Here is a 15,747-nt window from a genome sequence, read left to right as displayed (position 1 = left end):
TAACAAATAAATAAGCAACCCTAACAGTTGCTATTTACAACCCATTATAAACTCAATAGATGAATAATAAAGAAATTTATATAAAACTGGAAAAAGCAGTTGGCGATAACAACGTGCAGGAAGTGTCGAATATACTCGACCAACATTCAGATCTGGATTTGAATGATGAGAATTTATATACGCTTCATCCACCTTTATGCCGAGCTGCAAAGAAAGGTTTTTATGAAATTTGCAAGACTTTAATTCAATATGGAGCCGATGTAAATTGTATTAAAGATAGATTATTTTCTCCTTTATGGGGTGCTTCGTCTGGAAACCATTTAGAAATAGTCAAATTATTGATAGAAAATGGCGCAGATATAAATGCTTATGAAAGTTCTACAACAGCAGCTTTGAATGAAGCTGCCGCTAAAGGGCATTTTGAGATTGTTCGCTATCTTATAGAGAAAGGTGCGGACATAAATAGGCTTACTACAACTCTACTTTTTTCTCCTCTTGATTGGTCTATTAGTAGTGGACATAACGAAATAAGCCTTTTTCTGAAGGAAAAGGGTGCGTTGTCCAATATCAACCACGATTATGTATGGTCTGAAGTAGGTGGTGGCATATCCCAACATATAGACTGGAATATTGGCAGAGTTATTCCTAACAAATTCAATGAAACGGAAAATGGTGTATTCAATAGGCTTGCGGTTGTTAATAGAGGTAACAATTCGTTATTGTTCAGTGTAGGAAATTTCCAATATACCCAGCCTTATGTGGAGTTTGTTATTGTGCTTCCGTTTGGCTGGAATCCATACTCTAAAATGGAGAAGACACAGTTCCCTTATATGGTAATGAAAGAATTGACGAACCAAGTCCGTAACGGAAGAACATTCTCTGATGGAGATTTTATATCCAAAACAGAGAAAGGGTTCAACGCAATCTCTTGGTCGGAGAAATTGGCTGGATTCTATGTCGTAGATTATAACTACTCTGATACAGCGAATCAATATGATAACAAAGAGGATATGGTTACTCTTTATACGCTTATTCCTGTAAAAGCTACTAAAAAGGGATATAGCGAACACTCTTTAGAAAAATTGAAGTCTAAGAAATGGAAAGCGATTGAATTGAGTTTATAACAAGCGGATTAATCTTCTAAAAACTCGATTATCCGCCAGACATTAGCAGTTTAGAATTAAATATTATGGATAAAGAGCAATTCAAATCAATAGTTCATCCAGTAATGAAAGCGAATAGCTTTCGTAGAAAAGGAAATTCGTGGTATAAGACTACTGCCGAATGTATAGTTGTATTCAATCTCCAACACTCTTTGTATGGAAAGATGTTTTATATAAACTTGGCGGCTTTATTACGTAAAGGCGATGATTTATTATTTCCTAAAGAATATCAATGTGATATTAGAATGCGCTTCCCAATAATGGAAATTGAAGGGTATTCCACACAAATGATATTAGATTTAGAATCGACTATTGATGAACAGTTGCGTTCACGGTTAATTGAAAATATCATAAATATTTCAATACCCATTTTGCAAAAATTAGAATCAATAGATGGGATAATTGAACTATATGGAGAAAAACCGGAACTTAATAATATTTATCCCTTTAGTTCAATTCTGTATAGGAAAGAAATGAATAACAAGTTAAAGGCTATTTAGAAAATAAACTGCTAACAAACAGCAAACCGACTGAATAAGCGGAACGCTGCAAACCATTAGCAACCCCAAAAAGATGGAAATGATTGGAGAAACTATAAGAATTGAATTTGAAGCATTGAAAAATGACTTTGAAACCATAAGGCAACAAATAGAAGACGATGTTGGCAGGACTGAGTTGTATAAGGGTGAGTTTTATGAACTTACTCCATATTCCTATCAGCGTAATGGTTGCAAACAAGGAAAACCTGTAAAGCGTCCTGATACAATAAAAAGCACCAAAAATCTTTGTATCTACGGATTTAATAACCAAAATCAAATCGTAGAAGTTAAGGTTGGTTGTTCTATTGAAAATCAGTTTTATCACACCTTCCTGTATTATACAGACAATCTTGTGAAAAGTATTTTATACGATAATGGAAAACATTTGATGAATGTATGCCATTACTTTTTTGAGGGCGGAAAGCTGAAACGGTCACAGTTATGTGGTAGGTATGGTTGCCGTGAAGAGAATTATATCTATAAAGAAAATGCTTTGACACATATTGAAGTCAAACAATATGATATTGAGGGTAATAGTGGTAATGATTTAATTCATATATTCCAATATCAAGACGATGGGGCTTTAGAAAGTATTACCAAATCATTTCCAAATGGATATTCTGAAATAATCTATAAAACGAAAAGAAGTTGCTAACAAGCGGCTTAACTACCCCTGAAAGGTCGGTTAGCCACCAAACATTAATCGCTGAGAAAAATATGAATAATTGGATTGAAACATCAGGAAGCCCATTTGTCATTGTTGAGCAACAATATGCCCATCAATGGAAGGGTCAAGAAAACTACAATGCTATATGTAGCGTAACAGATTACTTGGGGAAAATCTATATAGACAATCATGTCTTATTGGTAATGGGAGATGAACCGATGGCTACACGCATAGTAAATAAAGATGGAGCAATTTTAATAATTCGTTGGAAGTATGCTCCCGATTATCTAACGGTGGAAAAACTTCTGGAGAATGATATAGTAACTGGGGCAGAACCGATAGAAGAAGTTGAAGTAAAATGGGATTCTACTGAATTAGTCCTATTTGATTCTTTGTCTCCCTATTGTGAAGCGTCGGTTAAAGTTTTTTTATCATTACAAAAAACATCTTGTATAATAAAAACTTATCTTTATCAAAAAGACGAAGTATCTTTAATAATACATTCAATCCAATAAAGACGATTAACAAGCGGCTCAACCTCCCCTTAAAGGTCGGTTAGCCACCAAACATTACAGCTATGGATATAACGAATAGAATTATTGTCGCCTTACTGGAACGAATGAAAAGTAGAAACAAGAACTTTTCATTATCAAGACCTAAGTTTCATCGGTTGTTTCAAATAAATCCCGATGGCTACTTATGGTATGGCGAGAAACTGGAGCGGCATTTACTTAACAAATATGGAGAATCGGCTGATACATTGAAATATCTTGATATATATTATTTCATTTCCAATATTGTGCGGTTGTATTACATGCCTAAAAATTCAAATTCGGAGGAAAACGAGTTTGGAAAGCTATACGCTTATGGCTCCATAATAGGGTTACACCGTTGTCATATTCCAGATAAGCGAATATATCTGAACCGATTGTTAAATACTTTACTGTTCTGTTGTCCGACTTCTGAAGAATATATCCGTAGATTCCGCTGGCAAAAAAACGGTATATATTACAAATCGCAGGATGTGGAAGTTCTTATTGCCGATACATTTACAGAAATACGGGAATCGGACAAACAATCAGAATCCATTGAAATAGTTGAGTCAATAGTCAATGAGACATACCGTTATCTGGTAGGCTCAAATACGGGGCTTCCATTTGTCCGTTCGGAAACTTTATTGCACTACAACCTGAACCCATCTGATTATATGTGGCTATATCAGCACGATAAGGAATTGTTTTATACTTGTCTTGATGCAGCAGCATTACAGTCGGAGATTTTCAGTTACAAGTCATTTGTGTACAATTTCAACCTGTATATTCTAAAAGACGCAAATATATTGGATGAATTGTCCAGATATTCCAAATGTTATGAAGCCGTTTTAGAACTGCTTTTCAAATCCGATTCAATTATGCAGAACTCTGTTATTCGGCAAATCAAATTATGTAGAAATGAAGATACCATTAAACAGAATAACAGATTGGATGCTATTAACAAATGGCTCAACTCCCTAAACAAGATTGGTTAGCCACAGAACATTAAACATTAGAAAATGAGAACACCAGTCATAATCCTGTTATTTGTAATCCTGCTTGCCGTAAGCTGCGGAGAGCCTCCCATGCCGCCGTCGGACGAGGAAATGATACGCCATTTCACCACGCACGAGGTGGCGTTCCGTAAGGTGTACGAAATCATGGCAGAGAGTTCAGAAGGTAGTTTTCACTACCCGCCGCTTTCTCCGGAAGAGGTTATTATACTTGATTCAATGGAGCAAAGCGATACATCCCATGAAACGAATGATGAACAAGACATCCCGGTATATGGACTGTTGAAGCCGGAGCGAATCCTACTCGACTCCCTGTTATCAGAGATTGGATGCGGTTTTATCCTTGTTGATCGCAGGGAATGGGGAACGGCAGATTCGGTATATGTGAGCCTCGTTATGCCGTACTACTCCCACGGCATCGTGGATGCCGGAACGTCCAAGAGTTTCGTTTACGATCCCGGATTGAGAAGCCGTCGGAATATCCGTATCACCGAACATGGCGACCTGAACGAGATCTACCGCAGGACGTACAACGACACCACGCTTTACAAGCCCATCAAGGGAAACTGGTACATCGAGTTAGACCATTCGATATAACGGCCCGGAGTCCGTATCAAAGTATGTATCACTTTTTGTCAAGAAGATACATCATAAAGCAGATAATGGCCATCGCAAGGAAAAATAACAGAACCGCAAGGAGTTCGTTAAACCTGCACTTGGCATAGTGAGACATCACTGCTTTGCCTCGCCATTTGTAAATCCTGCTGACGAGCGACATAACGGCAAATGTGACAATGCTAAAAACGACACATGGCAACAATGCCGACACACCTGGAAAAAGCCGGATAGTAACAGTCATCATAGGGAATATCAAAAGAGCGAAGATATAAATCGAGAGCATCATTTCGCCATCGACCCTGCCTGTTCGTCTTGCTTGTTCCAATTTCTCCCCCATCCACCAGAGGTAGTCCCAGAGATAGAACCGTTGTCTGCCGTTATTCTTCATGCCGTTATTTATTTCATCAATGAAACGATTGTGATAATCATAGCCACAAAAAACATTACTGGCAGGAAGAAAAGGAGAAAACCTGTTGCAGGCTTGAATCTTCTATCAGCATAGTGGCTCATGACGGCTTTGCGCCTGCGGACTCCGTAAAGCTTTTCACCCCATATCACATACACCAGTGCAAGGACTAAATAGATACCCCACATACATTGCTGAAACGTATGGTAAACCCTCGCAAACGCAAGCAACGACATGACCGGAACAAACAACAAAAAATTGAAATACATAAACAGCATACTCTCTCCTGTGATGCGAAGGTGGTATTCGTGCAACCGCTCTCCGACCCACCAGAGGTAATCCCAGAGATAAAACCGTTGCTTATTCTCCTGCCGTTTCATCATGCCCAATGTATAAATCCGAGGTGGAACATCAGCGCTACATTTGCCACGATCAGGGCGATAGCGATAAGAACTATTTTGGCGAGCTTCCTGCCGGGATGTTTCATCTTCCCGTAATGTTCACGGAGCGCTTCACGCCGTCCGGCTGTATAGCGTAGCTTGCAGAATAAATCGGGAAGAAAGCAGAGAGGAATCACTATGGCCAAACCAATCATCCAGCCGAAAAGGCGCAATATCGGTGGAAACCCAAGCGGTATGAGTAGGACGAAGAGCCAGCACCAAAACAGTAGCATACGTCCGTTGAGATTGGTACGTTCCCTTTCGTGCCATATCTCGGCTACATACCACATATAGTCGATGAAGCAGATCCGGTATTTGCGATTGTCCTTTTCCATACCGTTATCTCCATACAAAGAAACCAACCAATATAAGTATAATCAGAACGCTGACCAACACAATCTGAACCCTGCGGCGTGTTTCAGGCTTGCAATCGTCAAATAACCACAGTTTGCTGTTAAACTGCCAATGACACGCCCATTTCCAACGGAACAGCAACCCTGCAAGCCATAGGGCAAGCAACCCGACACCAAACAGCAACCCGTATTGCGGGTGAGCCTGCAACCACTCGAAAAACGCTTCCGCCTTGCTGTTCATTGCTTCGTATATATCGGTAACTGTCATACTTATAATTAAAAGGATTCCGAACACAAAAATAATGTTTTCCGTTCACATAATCACTACTTTATGCTCCAAAACACCAGCTGTGCGGTTATAAAACCAGGAAACAGCCCCCGTTAAGGTAACGGAGGGTGTTTGCGGGGTGTTTGTGTTCATTTAGTTCTGTTCCGGCAGGAGCTTGCAAAGCACCGGGTCGTTCTTGATACGTTCCAGCTCCTCGGCGACGATGCGGCCGGCCTCTGCCTTGATACGTTCGTAGTTTTCCTGCACGACCTGTTTCATGTGATCCGTCCCATTCTCATCCGTGAAGTCGGTAATTTGTGGTATCTTCTTGTACCGGGCCGTTTCCGCTTTCACTTTTTCGTTGTCCACGACAATCTCGCAGTGGAAAATCTTCTGCTCGATACGTTCGTCGAAATTGTCCGCCACGGCCCCGACGAACATTCCCTGCGTGAGCGTCGAGATCTTCGAGGCCGGGATCAGGCTGTCCAGCTGCGTGGATATGGATGTCGATTTGTCGCTGCGGCTCAACGTCATGCTCTGCCGCTTCTGCAATACCTTACCGAACCGTTCCGAGAGTGTTTTGGCCGTTTCACCTACGACCTGCCCGGAGAAGATGTTGCCCACCGTGTTCATCACGACGGCGGCCTCCTTGTCCCCGTAGTCCCTCTTCAACTGTGAAAAATCCTGGAAGCACAGCAGCACGGCGACCTTGTTGCTTCTGGCCGTGGCGATCAGGTTGTCGAGTCCCTTGAAGTAGATTGTCGGCAGCTCGTCGATGATGATGCCCGATTTGAGCTGGCCTTTCTTATTTATGAGCTTGACAATCCGGGAATTATACAATCCCAAAGCCGCTCCGTAAATGTTTTGCCTGTCGGGATTGTTCCCCACGCAGAGTATCTTGGGATCGTCCGGGTTATTGATGTCGAGCGTGAAGTCATCGCCCGACATGACCCAATATAGCTGGGGCGAAATCATGCGGGAAAGCGGAATTTTGGCCGATGCTATCTGGCCCTGGAGCTGGTCTTGAGCGCCTCCGAGCCAGGCATCCATAAAGGGGCTGAGGTAGTTTTCGAGTTCCGGGTAGGATGTCAGAATCGGGAAAATATCCTCGTACCGCTTGTTCAGGAACTCGATGGCGTGCGGGAAGGTACAATACCGCCCGTTGTCGTAGATGCGCAGGAACCAGATCACGGCCGCGAAAAGGATAATGGGGCTTTCCACAAAAAAATCGCCCTGCTTCTGCACCCAACTTCGGTTCAGGTTGAGCATGATGGTATAGGCGCTCTCGTAGGCGTCCGAAATATCGGTCATGAAGTCCGGGTGAATGGGGTTACAGCGGTGCGAGCGGCGCGGGTCGTCGAAATTTATGACGTAGAAAGTCGGGATTTTCTTGTAACCTTTCTGGTGATTCAGCAGGTGGTTGTAGGCGATTTCCGAAAGATCGGGAAACTTGTAGTCATAGATGTATTGGGTATAGCCCTTTTCGATTTGCTGTTTAATAAACTGGTTTACAACACAATAACTCTTCCCGCTGCCCGGGCTTCCCATGCAGATGCAAGCCCTTTGCGGGTTTACGACGTTGGCGAACCCGTTGTTCCACTGTTTGTTATAGTAAAATTTCGTCGGCAGATTTATGGAGTACTCGTTCTCGATCAGGCGTGTTTCCTGCTGGAATGATTCGTTCTCGTTGTTGAAAGGGTCATCCATGAGATTGTTCTTCAGCAGGCGGGACATCCACACGCCGCCCATCAAGAGGCAGATATACCCGGCCGATAGGGTCAGTATGTAGAAAGCCGCGTTCGCCGTTGCCGTCAGCGGCAAGTCCAGCAGCCACCAGTTGAAGAAGAACAGCACGCCTCCCGTGGCCAGCGATGCCGTGATTTTCCGCCAGGTAATTTTCTCCTCTTTTACTCCTTTTGTCCCGAGGCATGAAAGGGCGAGGAACACGACGGCGAAAAGTTTCGTCCATAGTATATTCCGGAACAGCCCCGCGGTGCGGTCGAAGTTCAGCAGAATCCTATCGACCACGCCGATATTGATTCCCCATTCCCGTATCTGCCCGTAGCAGAACCAGTAGATGTTGATAACCACGAACAAGATACTCAATGCCCGCATGAAATCCATTGTTTTTGCAAGACCCCGAAGGTCGTCTTCCTGTTGCATAACCGTAAGATTTAATAAATGAATGATAATTGAGATGTTATACTTTCCTCCGTCGTGAGGTATTCCGCTTCCGTTGCCCGTCCCGTCCGGCAGGCGCTTGTTTCGGGGACAAGCCCCTCGTGTTTTCCCCGGGATTCCGTTTTCCGCCGAAGCGCAGCTCGAAGGCGTTGGCCGAGTATGCCTTTCCCAGCCGTGATCCGTTCACGACCGTCCGTGTTTCGTGGTCAATGAAGGTCACACCCACGATGCGGCCGTTTTCGTTGCGTCGTATGTAGAGATCCACCCGGGCTCCCCGCAGGCGTTCGCGCAGTTCTTCCTCCGTGGGTTCTCCCCGAAGCGCTTTATCGACCCGGCCACGGATTTGCCTCCTCGTGTCGTCCTTCCCGAACCGTTCGGCGCTGCGCTCCATGTGCCGTTCCAGCCCGTCATACCCGACCTCTTTACCGAACAGTGAGGATTTGAGCGGCGCGGCCACTGCCTTGTCCCCGTTCTCGTCCAGCAGCGTGTAGAGCAATCCCCGGTAGGGGGTTCCGTTCCGCTCTCCCCGGACTTCCTCTATACCTATATTATATAGGGACAGCAATGCCCGGAACTCGCCGAGGGTCTGGAAGCGGTATGTCGCCACGGCCGGTTTTATTACCGCTGCCACCTGGCGTTTCAGGTCGCCCCGCGTGTAATCGGCGGGGACGATCCCTTGCCCTTTCTCCCGCTTTCTCCCTTTGGCGGGATGCAGTCCGTACTCCCGTTCCAGTTCCTCGGTAACGGCCACGCTGCGTTCGTTGCGCCTGCTGTCGTTTATCTTGCGCCCGTCCTGGGCCACCTGCACCGACACGATATGGATATGCTCCCGTCCGATGTCGGTATGCTTGAATACGATATAAGGTTGTCCTCCCCAACCCATGCGCTCCATGTAGGCCCCGGCTATCTCCGCGAGTTGCCCGTCGTCGAGGCGGTCTTCGGGAGCCGGGTTGAGCGATACGTGCACGACGGGTTTTTCCGTCCGGTAGTGCGAGGGCATCCAGCGCAGGAGGTCTTCTGCCGTCGCGGCCACGTTGAAGCGCCCATCCGCCGGCTCCCTCACGATGTGGGTCAGCAGTACCTTCCCGTCGCCCCGATCGACTTTCTCCTGGTTGTACGCCAGCGCGCCGTACACGTCTTTTCCGGTGGTGATATTGGCTACCATCGTTGTTTGAACTCTTCGGAGAGCGACACGACCTGCTGCCCGACGGCCGCCAGTTCACGTGTCGCTCTCTCCAGTTTATAGAGCAGCGCGAGTGTTTTCTTCTCGGAAAAATGCGCGTGCAGCTCCTTCACCACCTGGTTGTAATTCGTTCCCACGGCACGGAATTGGGCGTGGAAAGCGGTCAGCTTCGCCACGTATTCGAGCGTTCCCCGGTCGGTCTTTACCACCCGGAACGCCTCGTTGAACACTCTCGCTTTGATAAAAGCGGCTTTGGACAATAGCCCGGACTGCTCGTAAAGGTCGAGGAAACGGGCATGTTCCACGGCTGAAAAGTTTACCGAAAAGCGGTAAACGGCCGGGTCGTTTTTCGCGGGTCGTCCCCCTTTGCCCCCTCGGGGCTTTCTGTTCTTTTCCATCGCATCGAAATTTTAAGGAGAGGCCAGGGCCCCACCGGTTCCTGAAAATTCCGATCCCTTCGCGGCTTGCCGCCTTTCTGAAAAGCACCGACTCCGGAGGTGCTTTCTCCCCCTTGCGGGCAAGCTGTTTTCTGCTGCAAAACGAGAATCGTGCAGCAGAAAACACAGCTTGCTATTTGCCCTTTGCAAATACCTTCTGCCCGCTCGCGGACAGAACATTGAAAGAGCCGCCGTAAAACGGGGCAAGGACGGCTTCATTAGCGTCGGGATCGTTCACGAGGCAAAGATACCGACCTATTCAATCGCTTGTACTACAAGTGATTACGCCACTTGCGTCCACTTTGATGCCACACGCGGCCATAGCGGAAAAAGAGCATACAACCCGTGTTTTTAAGGGTTTACTTTGCACGTGAGAACGGATACGGGCAATGACACATCCTCCTGTCCGCACACGTGCGGACGGATGCAGAAAACACCGTGTGCAGAGGAAAAAGCGGGTCTTTGTCCGGATAAGCAAATGCGGTTGCGCATGAGTATAAAATCGGACACGCGCCCATGCACCGGCATACCGGCGTAACAGCCTGCCAGCGCACCAGCATATATGCGTGCCGGCATACCTGCATAAAATCTCATGCCGTCACTTGCCCGGATACGTGAAGAGATGAACGATTACCCGATTGTATAACTAAAAACGCATGGAACAATGAAAGAGAAAACGAAATTCGTGGCCTTCTCCACCCAGAAAGGCGGAGCGGGTAAAACCACCCTCACGGTGCTGGCAGCTTCTTACCTGCACTATGTAAAGGGTTTCAATGTCGCGGTCATCGACTGCGATTATCCCCAACACTCCATCGTGGAGATGCGGGAACGTGACCTGAAGCTTGCCCTCGAAGACGAACATTACAAGAGGTTAGCTTACGAACAATTCACCCGGCTTCAAAAGAAAGCCTATCCTGTCGTGGAAAGCAACACGAAAGAGGCGTTGGCCGATGCCGACTACCTCCTGCCGCAAGGTGATTTCGATTATGTGTTCTTCGACCTTCCCGGTACGATCAATAACGAGGATCTGATTCATTCCCTGGCCGGAATGGATTATCTCGTCGCCCCGATCAGTGCCGACCGGGTTGTCATGGAAAGCACCCTGAATTACGCGGTTGTGGTAAAGGAGCATATCATGGGCCGCGAGAAGTCCCGGATGAAAGGGCTGTATATGCTATGGAACATGGTGGACGGACGTGAAAAGACAGAGTTATATCAGGTTTACGAGGCGGTAATGAAAGAGTTGGCTCTTCCTGTCCTGAAGACCTTCTTGCCTGACACCAAGCGTTTTCGTCGTGAGCAGAACGCCAGCCGTCGCTCTGTCTTCCGCTCCACGCTCTTCCCGGCAGACCGTTCTTTGATCCGGGGCAGCAACCTGGATAAACTCGTGGATGAATTGATCGAACTGTTAAAGTAGGATCTTATGAGCGGAAAAGAACATGACGACGGTTTGGACGCTTCCTTCATCATCAGCCAGGCCAAAAGCCGAAACCGGCCATTGCATCCTTACACGCCGGAAAAAGAGGAGGAGGCATCGGCTCTATCGGAACCGTCCGGCGAGGCCGCCTCCTCGCCGGCTACGAAAGAGGAGGGACGCCGCCGAAGAGGGAAAGGCCAGGATTACGAGCGTCTTTTTATCCGGAACGCCCCCTCCAATACCCGAAGCGGCAAAACGGTGTATATCCGCAAGGAGTTTCACGAGCGTATAACCCGGATAGTGCAGGTTATCGGTAAGAACGAACTCTCGCTGTATAGCTACCTGGACAATGTGCTGGAGCAGCATTTCGCTACCTATCAGGAGGAAATTTCGGAACTCTACAAGAAACGGAACTCCGATATTTTTTAGTTATGAACCCAATATTTACAACCTATTAAAAACAATCCATCATGTCAGACAAAGCAATTATTTTATCTGTTATCCTGGCGGCCGTCCTTTGCGTCGCTGTGCCCTTCATCTTCCGCGTGTGCCGCTACCGGCGCAGGATGAAAACCCTTATCGTCCCCGACGGCCCTTCGGGGGAGGTCGCCGTGGGGACTGTCCCCACCCCCGAGGCCGAGTACCTGGCCCGTTACATCTGCCTGCTGCGGCTGCCTTTCGCCGGTAACAAGCACGTGAAGATACGTCCGTCGTATCACGAGCGTATCCGCGAGATCACCCGTGTCATCGGTCGTGGCGACGTGACGATCACGGCCTACGTGGACAAGGTTCTCAAGGCGCACCTGGACGATAACCGGGAAACCATCGAGCGGCTTTTCGAGGAGCGTGAGGCCGTGGCCTCCCGGCAACCCAAAGCGGAGGAGCGATGAACGGGGCGTTGTGGCTGCTGCCCCTCTTTGCCGTGGGGTATGCCTTGTGGGCGTTTTTCCGCCTGCGGCGGATGGAACGTAACGAACCGGCAGACGGGATCGTTTCCGAAGACACGCCCTGCCGGCAGGAGATCATCGGCAGGAGCCGCTTTGTCCTCGACTTGCGCCACTCCCGGCCACAAGCTGCCGTAGAATCTGAAACTGAAAAAGTTACGGAAAAAGCCGATATATTTGTGCCCACGAATGTACCCGAACACCCCCGGCAGATTCCGCCGGAAGACCTGGATGAAGTGTTCGGTGTCGCTCCCGAGGGGGAGCCTAACGAACCTCTGGAAATCGACTTTCCGCTGTACGATGAATCTTTCCCGGATGCGGACGCGGAGGAGCCGGATTATGACGAGGATGAAGACGACACCGAAGAGCTGCCCCTTTTGGGCCGCTCGCTTGCCCAGGGGGTTAGTTTTGAACAGATGGGCGAAGCCTACCGCCACGTGGTACACGATCCACCTTCAACAGACGAGCAAAGGGAGGAAACGGGACGTGTCCTCCTGGGCCTGAAACAGACCGACATGTTCGAGGTCATCGTTTCGGGCCGCCCCGACGGGAATGACAGGGTAAAATCCCTGATCGACACCTACCTCTCGGCTTTTCACCGGCGTATGTCCGAGAGGTCTGCGGAAAGCCCATCTCCGCAGGGTTCGGTTCCCACGGGTTTCGACGTCCGTGAGTTTGTTTAACCCCATAATGACATCACGATGAAAGAAAAAGACTACGGGTAGCGCGTGAGGCTATCCTCGAACCACTGAAAAAAAACGAATCAAGAAGTTTAACCCGGTGCGGGGCCTATCCATCCCCGCGCCACAATTCAAACATTATCGAGTTATGAGAAAGAACAAGATTCTTCTTCCGGCGGCATTTCTCTTTGCCGCCATCTCCTCCGCTTTCGCGCAGGGCAACGGCATCGCCGGCATTACGGAGGCTACCAACATGGTAACCAGTTACTTCGACCCCGGCACGAAACTCGTGTACGCTGTGGGGGCTGTGGTCGGCCTTATCGGGGGCATCAAGGTCTATAACAAGTTTTCGAGCGGCGACCCCGACACGTCGAAGACCGCCGCGAGCTGGTTCGGCGCGTGTATTTTCCTGATTGTCGCCGCGACGATCCTACGCTCTTTCTTCTTGTAGTCCAACCTGTCATGCAAATAATTATGGAATATGGAATCAACAAGGGAATCGGCAAGAGCGTGGAGTTCCGGGGCGCGCACGTAATGGTTCTTTGGCAAATGCGTCGATAGCAAGACGTTAGGCAAGTGTTCGATAGCCTATCATCGATCGGCTTATCCGAAAGGGAAACCGGACGGGGAGTATAGCCTGCCGATAAACTGATAAGTCATACAGTTACCAAGTATGCGACTGAATCAGGAGATGAAAGATAGATACGAGGATAAAGTCTGGATTGATTGAACGATAGTCCAAGTGGCACAACTCGAAACTGTGGCGGAAGGTAACTACAGACGCCATACTGTAACACACTCGATTCGACCTTGGAGGGTTGGGTGCAGAACAGGTTACAGCACAACTGCGATAAGCAGAAACGGGCGAAAGTCGTATCCGACAATCTATCAAAGCTATGTTGCCGAAGAATTAAACGTGGATTGCCTAACCCGGAATGCCGAAAGGCTATTAGGTTTCAGACCTATGAAAATCCGGTATGGCAACGGAGCCACCGTAGTAGTCCGAGCGAGGGAAAGCCTCGTACATGGCGAAGGGTGGCAGCTAACATTTTTAATACAAATTAACGGATAATGTGTGAGACATTATGAGAAATCCAGAGAGAGTATTAAACAGTCTGTCAGAGCACAGCAAAGTTTCGAGCTACAAGTTTGAACGGCTCTACAGGGTTCTATTCAATTCGGAGATGTTTCTCCTCGCCTACCATAATATACAAGGTAGGCAGGGAAATATGACGGAAGGTTCCGACGGTAAAACTATCGACGGAATGAGCCTGAAACGGATTGAAAATTTGATTGATGCGCTCAAAGATGAGTCGTACCAACCAAAACCGGCAAGAAGGACGTACATCCCGAAGAAAAACGGGAACATGCGACCTCTCGGCATACCGTCTATCGACGACAAATTAGTGCAGGAGGTATTGCGAATGCTGTTGGAAGCAATTTATGAAGGTAGTTTTGAGAACACCTCGCACGGCTTCCGACCCAAACGCAGCTGCCACACCGCACTGATACAGGTGCAGAAGAATTTTACTGCGGCCAAGTGGTTTATCGAGGGCGACATTGAAGGATTCTTCGATAACATCAACCATGATGTACTTATCGGAATCTTGAAAGAACGTATCGCAGACGACCGCTTTATCCGGCTAATGTGGAAATTTTTGAAAGCTGGCTACATCGAAGATTGGACATTTCATAGAACATACAGCGGAACACCGCAAGGTGGCATCATTAGCCCGATACTGGCTAATATCTATCTCGACAAGCTGGATAAGTACATGAAAGAGTATGCCTGTCAATTCGATAGAGGCGACAGACGGGCAATGAACCTTGAGTACAAACGGTATTCCAGGAAAATTTGGTGGCTCGGCACAAAACTGAAGCAAACCGAGGATAAAGATACTCGGAAGGAACTGATTGACGCGATTAAGCAACATCAGAAAAACAGGATGCACTTACCCTCTGTCGATGAAATGGACGAGGGATATAGACGGATTAAGTATGTGAGGTATGCCGATGATTTTATTATCGGAGTGATTGGCAGTAAATCGGACTGTGAGGCCATCAAAGAGGATATTAAGAATTTCCTCGGCGAGAAACTGAAATTGACGCTCTCCGAAGAAAAGACCTTAATCACGCACGGCAATAGAAAGGCAAAATTCCTCGGCTATGAAATCTATGTCCGACCATTCACGGATAAGACGTTAAGAGGCGAGAAATCGGGAGTACTTATTAAGGCTTACGGCAAAAAGGTAGTGTTGGAAGTGCCAATGTCCACAATGCGGGATAAACTTCTCTACTACGAGGCGATGGAAATTCATCAATTCGAGGGTAAAGCGAAATGGAAACCCACAAGCCGGACAAAGTTGCTACATCTGGACGACCTCGAAATACTGGATGCCTATAACAGAGAAATCCGAGGTTTTGCAAACTATTTTTCTATCGCAAATAACAGTTCACACCTGAATTCTTTCAAGTACATCATGCAATACAGTCTGTATAAGACTTTTGCACGAAAGTACAGTACGACAGCCCGAAAGATTATCGCAAAGTATCGACATCACAAAGATTTTGCGGTTTTCTATGAGGACAAGAAAGGAGGAAAGAAGATGCGGGTATTCTTCAACGGGAGCTTTAAGCGTAAAACAACCGCGATGGACGCGAGTTGTGATTATGTAGCCAACACGATTTTCAATAGCACTGTATCAAGCCTTATACAAAGGTTAAAAGCGGGTAAGTGTGAATTGTGTGGCGCAACGGAAAACATTGAAATACACCACGTCAAAAGACTCAAAGACTTAAAAGGCAAAGAGCCATGGAAAATACAAATGATTGGACGTCAGAGAAAGACGTTAGCTGTATGTATTCCCTGTCACAACAAGATACATCACGGGATAATAGACTGAAT

Annotated in this window: 20 protein-coding genes; 12 read left to right on the top strand and 8 right to left on the bottom strand. The window is 47.1% G+C overall.

Going from position 1 to position 15,747, the window contains the following annotated elements; translation table 11 throughout:
- Positions 1 to 59: 59 nt before the first annotated feature.
- The 6 genes from DWW10_RS02490 to DWW10_RS02465 all read left to right on the top strand — a co-directional run bounded on the left by DWW10_RS02490 (position 60) and on the right by DWW10_RS02465 (position 4,512).
- Positions 60 to 1,124 (top strand): ankyrin repeat domain-containing protein, encoded by a 1,065-nt coding sequence (locus tag DWW10_RS02490; protein WP_117589543.1) that lies wholly within the window; start codon positions 60 to 62, stop codon positions 1,122 to 1,124.
- A 65-nt stretch (positions 1,125 to 1,189) separates the two neighbouring features.
- Positions 1,190 to 1,663: a DUF4304 domain-containing protein gene (locus tag DWW10_RS02485; protein WP_004327349.1), complete on the top strand. Its 474-nt coding sequence runs from the start codon at positions 1,190 to 1,192 to the stop codon at positions 1,661 to 1,663.
- Positions 1,664 to 1,736: 73 nt separating this feature from the next.
- Entirely contained in the window at positions 1,737 to 2,357 is a 621-nt protein-coding gene (locus DWW10_RS02480; RefSeq protein WP_117515696.1) for a hypothetical protein, read from the top strand.
- Between the two features lie 62 nt (positions 2,358 to 2,419).
- Positions 2,420 to 2,884, top strand: a complete 465-nt coding sequence (locus DWW10_RS02475; RefSeq protein WP_004295263.1) for an Imm21 family immunity protein — start codon at positions 2,420 to 2,422, stop codon at positions 2,882 to 2,884.
- Positions 2,885 to 2,946: 62 nt separating this feature from the next.
- A complete protein-coding gene (locus tag DWW10_RS02470) occupies positions 2,947 to 3,897 on the top strand; it encodes a hypothetical protein (protein WP_007662662.1) in 951 nt (316 codons plus the stop codon).
- Between the two features lie 24 nt (positions 3,898 to 3,921).
- Positions 3,922 to 4,512 (top strand): DUF4948 family protein, encoded by a 591-nt coding sequence (locus DWW10_RS02465; RefSeq protein WP_004295259.1) that lies wholly within the window; start codon positions 3,922 to 3,924, stop codon positions 4,510 to 4,512.
- 28 nt (positions 4,513 to 4,540) lie between these two features.
- Here DWW10_RS02465 and DWW10_RS02460 read toward each other — a convergent pair whose 3' ends face one another.
- The 8 genes from DWW10_RS02460 to DWW10_RS02425 all read right to left on the bottom strand — a co-directional run bounded on the left by DWW10_RS02460 (position 4,541) and on the right by DWW10_RS02425 (position 10,395).
- Complete coding sequence (locus DWW10_RS02460; protein WP_117929084.1) at positions 4,541 to 4,921, bottom strand: hypothetical protein; 381 nt, start codon at positions 4,919 to 4,921, stop codon at positions 4,541 to 4,543.
- Between the two features lie 8 nt (positions 4,922 to 4,929).
- The gene (locus DWW10_RS02455; RefSeq protein WP_117929082.1) at positions 4,930 to 5,322 is read right to left on the bottom strand and encodes a hypothetical protein; all 393 of its coding nucleotides are present in this window, start codon (positions 5,320 to 5,322) and stop codon (positions 4,930 to 4,932) included.
- A complete protein-coding gene (locus DWW10_RS02450) occupies positions 5,319 to 5,714 on the bottom strand; it encodes a hypothetical protein (protein WP_004295258.1) in 396 nt (131 codons plus the stop codon). The genes DWW10_RS02455 and DWW10_RS02450 overlap by 4 nt, the downstream gene beginning before the upstream one ends.
- A gap of 4 nt (positions 5,715 to 5,718) precedes the next feature.
- The gene (locus tag DWW10_RS02445) at positions 5,719 to 6,000 is read right to left on the bottom strand and encodes an Imm17 family immunity protein (protein ID WP_117929088.1); all 282 of its coding nucleotides are present in this window, start codon (positions 5,998 to 6,000) and stop codon (positions 5,719 to 5,721) included.
- Positions 6,001 to 6,153: 153 nt separating this feature from the next.
- Positions 6,154 to 8,163 carry a conjugal transfer protein MobC gene (gene mobC, locus DWW10_RS02440; protein ID WP_007662663.1) on the bottom strand — a complete coding sequence of 670 codons (2,010 nt, stop codon included), beginning with the start codon at positions 8,161 to 8,163 and terminating at the stop codon, positions 6,154 to 6,156.
- A gap of 37 nt (positions 8,164 to 8,200) precedes the next feature.
- Positions 8,201 to 9,346: a conjugal transfer protein MobB gene (gene mobB / locus DWW10_RS02435; protein WP_117929080.1), complete on the bottom strand. Its 1,146-nt coding sequence runs from the start codon at positions 9,344 to 9,346 to the stop codon at positions 8,201 to 8,203.
- Positions 9,340 to 9,762 carry a conjugal transfer protein MobA gene (mobA, locus tag DWW10_RS02430; protein ID WP_004295462.1) on the bottom strand — a complete coding sequence of 141 codons (423 nt, stop codon included), beginning with the start codon at positions 9,760 to 9,762 and terminating at the stop codon, positions 9,340 to 9,342. Before mobA ends, mobB begins: the two co-directional genes overlap by 7 nt.
- A gap of 390 nt (positions 9,763 to 10,152) precedes the next feature.
- Positions 10,153 to 10,395, bottom strand: coding sequence for a hypothetical protein (locus DWW10_RS02425; protein WP_008620133.1), 243 nt, complete (start codon positions 10,393 to 10,395; stop codon positions 10,153 to 10,155).
- 70 nt (positions 10,396 to 10,465) lie between these two features.
- Here DWW10_RS02425 and DWW10_RS02420 point away from each other — a divergent pair, with 70 nt between their 5' ends.
- From DWW10_RS02420 to ltrA, 6 genes are all read left to right on the top strand, one after another.
- Positions 10,466 to 11,218 carry a ParA family protein gene (locus DWW10_RS02420; protein WP_009123640.1) on the top strand — a complete coding sequence of 251 codons (753 nt, stop codon included), beginning with the start codon at positions 10,466 to 10,468 and terminating at the stop codon, positions 11,216 to 11,218.
- 6 nt (positions 11,219 to 11,224) lie between these two features.
- A complete protein-coding gene (locus DWW10_RS02415) occupies positions 11,225 to 11,647 on the top strand; it encodes a DUF3408 domain-containing protein (RefSeq protein WP_117929078.1) in 423 nt (140 codons plus the stop codon).
- Positions 11,648 to 11,688: 41 nt separating this feature from the next.
- Positions 11,689 to 12,108, top strand: coding sequence for a DUF3408 domain-containing protein (locus tag DWW10_RS02410; RefSeq protein ID WP_004295458.1), 420 nt, complete (start codon positions 11,689 to 11,691; stop codon positions 12,106 to 12,108).
- A complete protein-coding gene (locus tag DWW10_RS02405; RefSeq protein ID WP_070782548.1) occupies positions 12,105 to 12,845 on the top strand; it encodes a hypothetical protein in 741 nt (246 codons plus the stop codon). The genes DWW10_RS02410 and DWW10_RS02405 overlap by 4 nt, the downstream gene beginning before the upstream one ends.
- A 145-nt stretch (positions 12,846 to 12,990) precedes the next feature.
- A complete protein-coding gene (locus DWW10_RS02400) occupies positions 12,991 to 13,293 on the top strand; it encodes a DUF4134 domain-containing protein (RefSeq protein ID WP_004319158.1) in 303 nt (100 codons plus the stop codon).
- A 634-nt stretch (positions 13,294 to 13,927) separates the two neighbouring features.
- The gene (ltrA, locus tag DWW10_RS02390) at positions 13,928 to 15,745 is read left to right on the top strand and encodes a group II intron reverse transcriptase/maturase (protein WP_117929076.1); all 1,818 of its coding nucleotides are present in this window, start codon (positions 13,928 to 13,930) and stop codon (positions 15,743 to 15,745) included.
- The last annotated feature ends 2 nt before the right edge of the window (positions 15,746 to 15,747 follow it).

Origin of the sequence: Bacteroides intestinalis (assembly GCF_003464595.1) — a bacterium.
GTDB classification, from domain to species: domain Bacteria; phylum Bacteroidota; class Bacteroidia; order Bacteroidales; family Bacteroidaceae; genus Bacteroides; species Bacteroides intestinalis_A.
The sequence above is the reverse complement of the archived record's forward strand: the minus strand, read 5'-3'. Positions and strand labels throughout refer to the sequence as shown.

Excerpts from the sequence above, each read along its gene's own strand:
- DWW10_RS02465 (WP_004295259.1), top strand. The coding sequence starts at position 3,922 with ATGAGAACACCAGTCATAATCCTGTTATTTGTAATCCTGCTTGCCGTA.
- ltrA (WP_117929076.1), top strand. The coding sequence starts at position 13,928 with ATGAGAAATCCAGAGAGAGTATTAAACAGTCTGTCAGAGCACAGCAAA.
- DWW10_RS02455 (WP_117929082.1), bottom strand. The coding sequence starts at position 5,322 with ATGATGAAACGGCAGGAGAATAAGCAACGGTTTTATCTCTGGGATTAC.
- mobB (WP_117929080.1), bottom strand. The coding sequence starts at position 9,346 with ATGGTAGCCAATATCACCACCGGAAAAGACGTGTACGGCGCGCTGGCG.
- DWW10_RS02445 (WP_117929088.1), bottom strand. The coding sequence starts at position 6,000 with ATGACAGTTACCGATATATACGAAGCAATGAACAGCAAGGCGGAAGCG.
- DWW10_RS02400 (WP_004319158.1), top strand. The coding sequence starts at position 12,991 with ATGAGAAAGAACAAGATTCTTCTTCCGGCGGCATTTCTCTTTGCCGCC.
- DWW10_RS02420 (WP_009123640.1), top strand. The coding sequence starts at position 10,466 with ATGAAAGAGAAAACGAAATTCGTGGCCTTCTCCACCCAGAAAGGCGGA.
- DWW10_RS02460 (WP_117929084.1), bottom strand. The coding sequence starts at position 4,921 with ATGAAGAATAACGGCAGACAACGGTTCTATCTCTGGGACTACCTCTGG.
- DWW10_RS02475 (WP_004295263.1), top strand. The coding sequence starts at position 2,420 with ATGAATAATTGGATTGAAACATCAGGAAGCCCATTTGTCATTGTTGAG.
- DWW10_RS02415 (WP_117929078.1), top strand. The coding sequence starts at position 11,225 with ATGAGCGGAAAAGAACATGACGACGGTTTGGACGCTTCCTTCATCATC.
- DWW10_RS02485 (WP_004327349.1), top strand. The coding sequence starts at position 1,190 with ATGGATAAAGAGCAATTCAAATCAATAGTTCATCCAGTAATGAAAGCG.
- DWW10_RS02410 (WP_004295458.1), top strand. The coding sequence starts at position 11,689 with ATGTCAGACAAAGCAATTATTTTATCTGTTATCCTGGCGGCCGTCCTT.
- DWW10_RS02470 (WP_007662662.1), top strand. The coding sequence starts at position 2,947 with ATGGATATAACGAATAGAATTATTGTCGCCTTACTGGAACGAATGAAA.
- DWW10_RS02480 (WP_117515696.1), top strand. The coding sequence starts at position 1,737 with ATGGAAATGATTGGAGAAACTATAAGAATTGAATTTGAAGCATTGAAA.
- DWW10_RS02405 (WP_070782548.1), top strand. The coding sequence starts at position 12,105 with ATGAACGGGGCGTTGTGGCTGCTGCCCCTCTTTGCCGTGGGGTATGCC.
- mobC (WP_007662663.1), bottom strand. The coding sequence starts at position 8,163 with ATGCAACAGGAAGACGACCTTCGGGGTCTTGCAAAAACAATGGATTTC.
- DWW10_RS02490 (WP_117589543.1), top strand. The coding sequence starts at position 60 with ATGAATAATAAAGAAATTTATATAAAACTGGAAAAAGCAGTTGGCGAT.
- DWW10_RS02425 (WP_008620133.1), bottom strand. The coding sequence starts at position 10,395 with ATGAGATTTTATGCAGGTATGCCGGCACGCATATATGCTGGTGCGCTG.
- mobA (WP_004295462.1), bottom strand. The coding sequence starts at position 9,762 with ATGGAAAAGAACAGAAAGCCCCGAGGGGGCAAAGGGGGACGACCCGCG.
- DWW10_RS02450 (WP_004295258.1), bottom strand. The coding sequence starts at position 5,714 with ATGGAAAAGGACAATCGCAAATACCGGATCTGCTTCATCGACTATATG.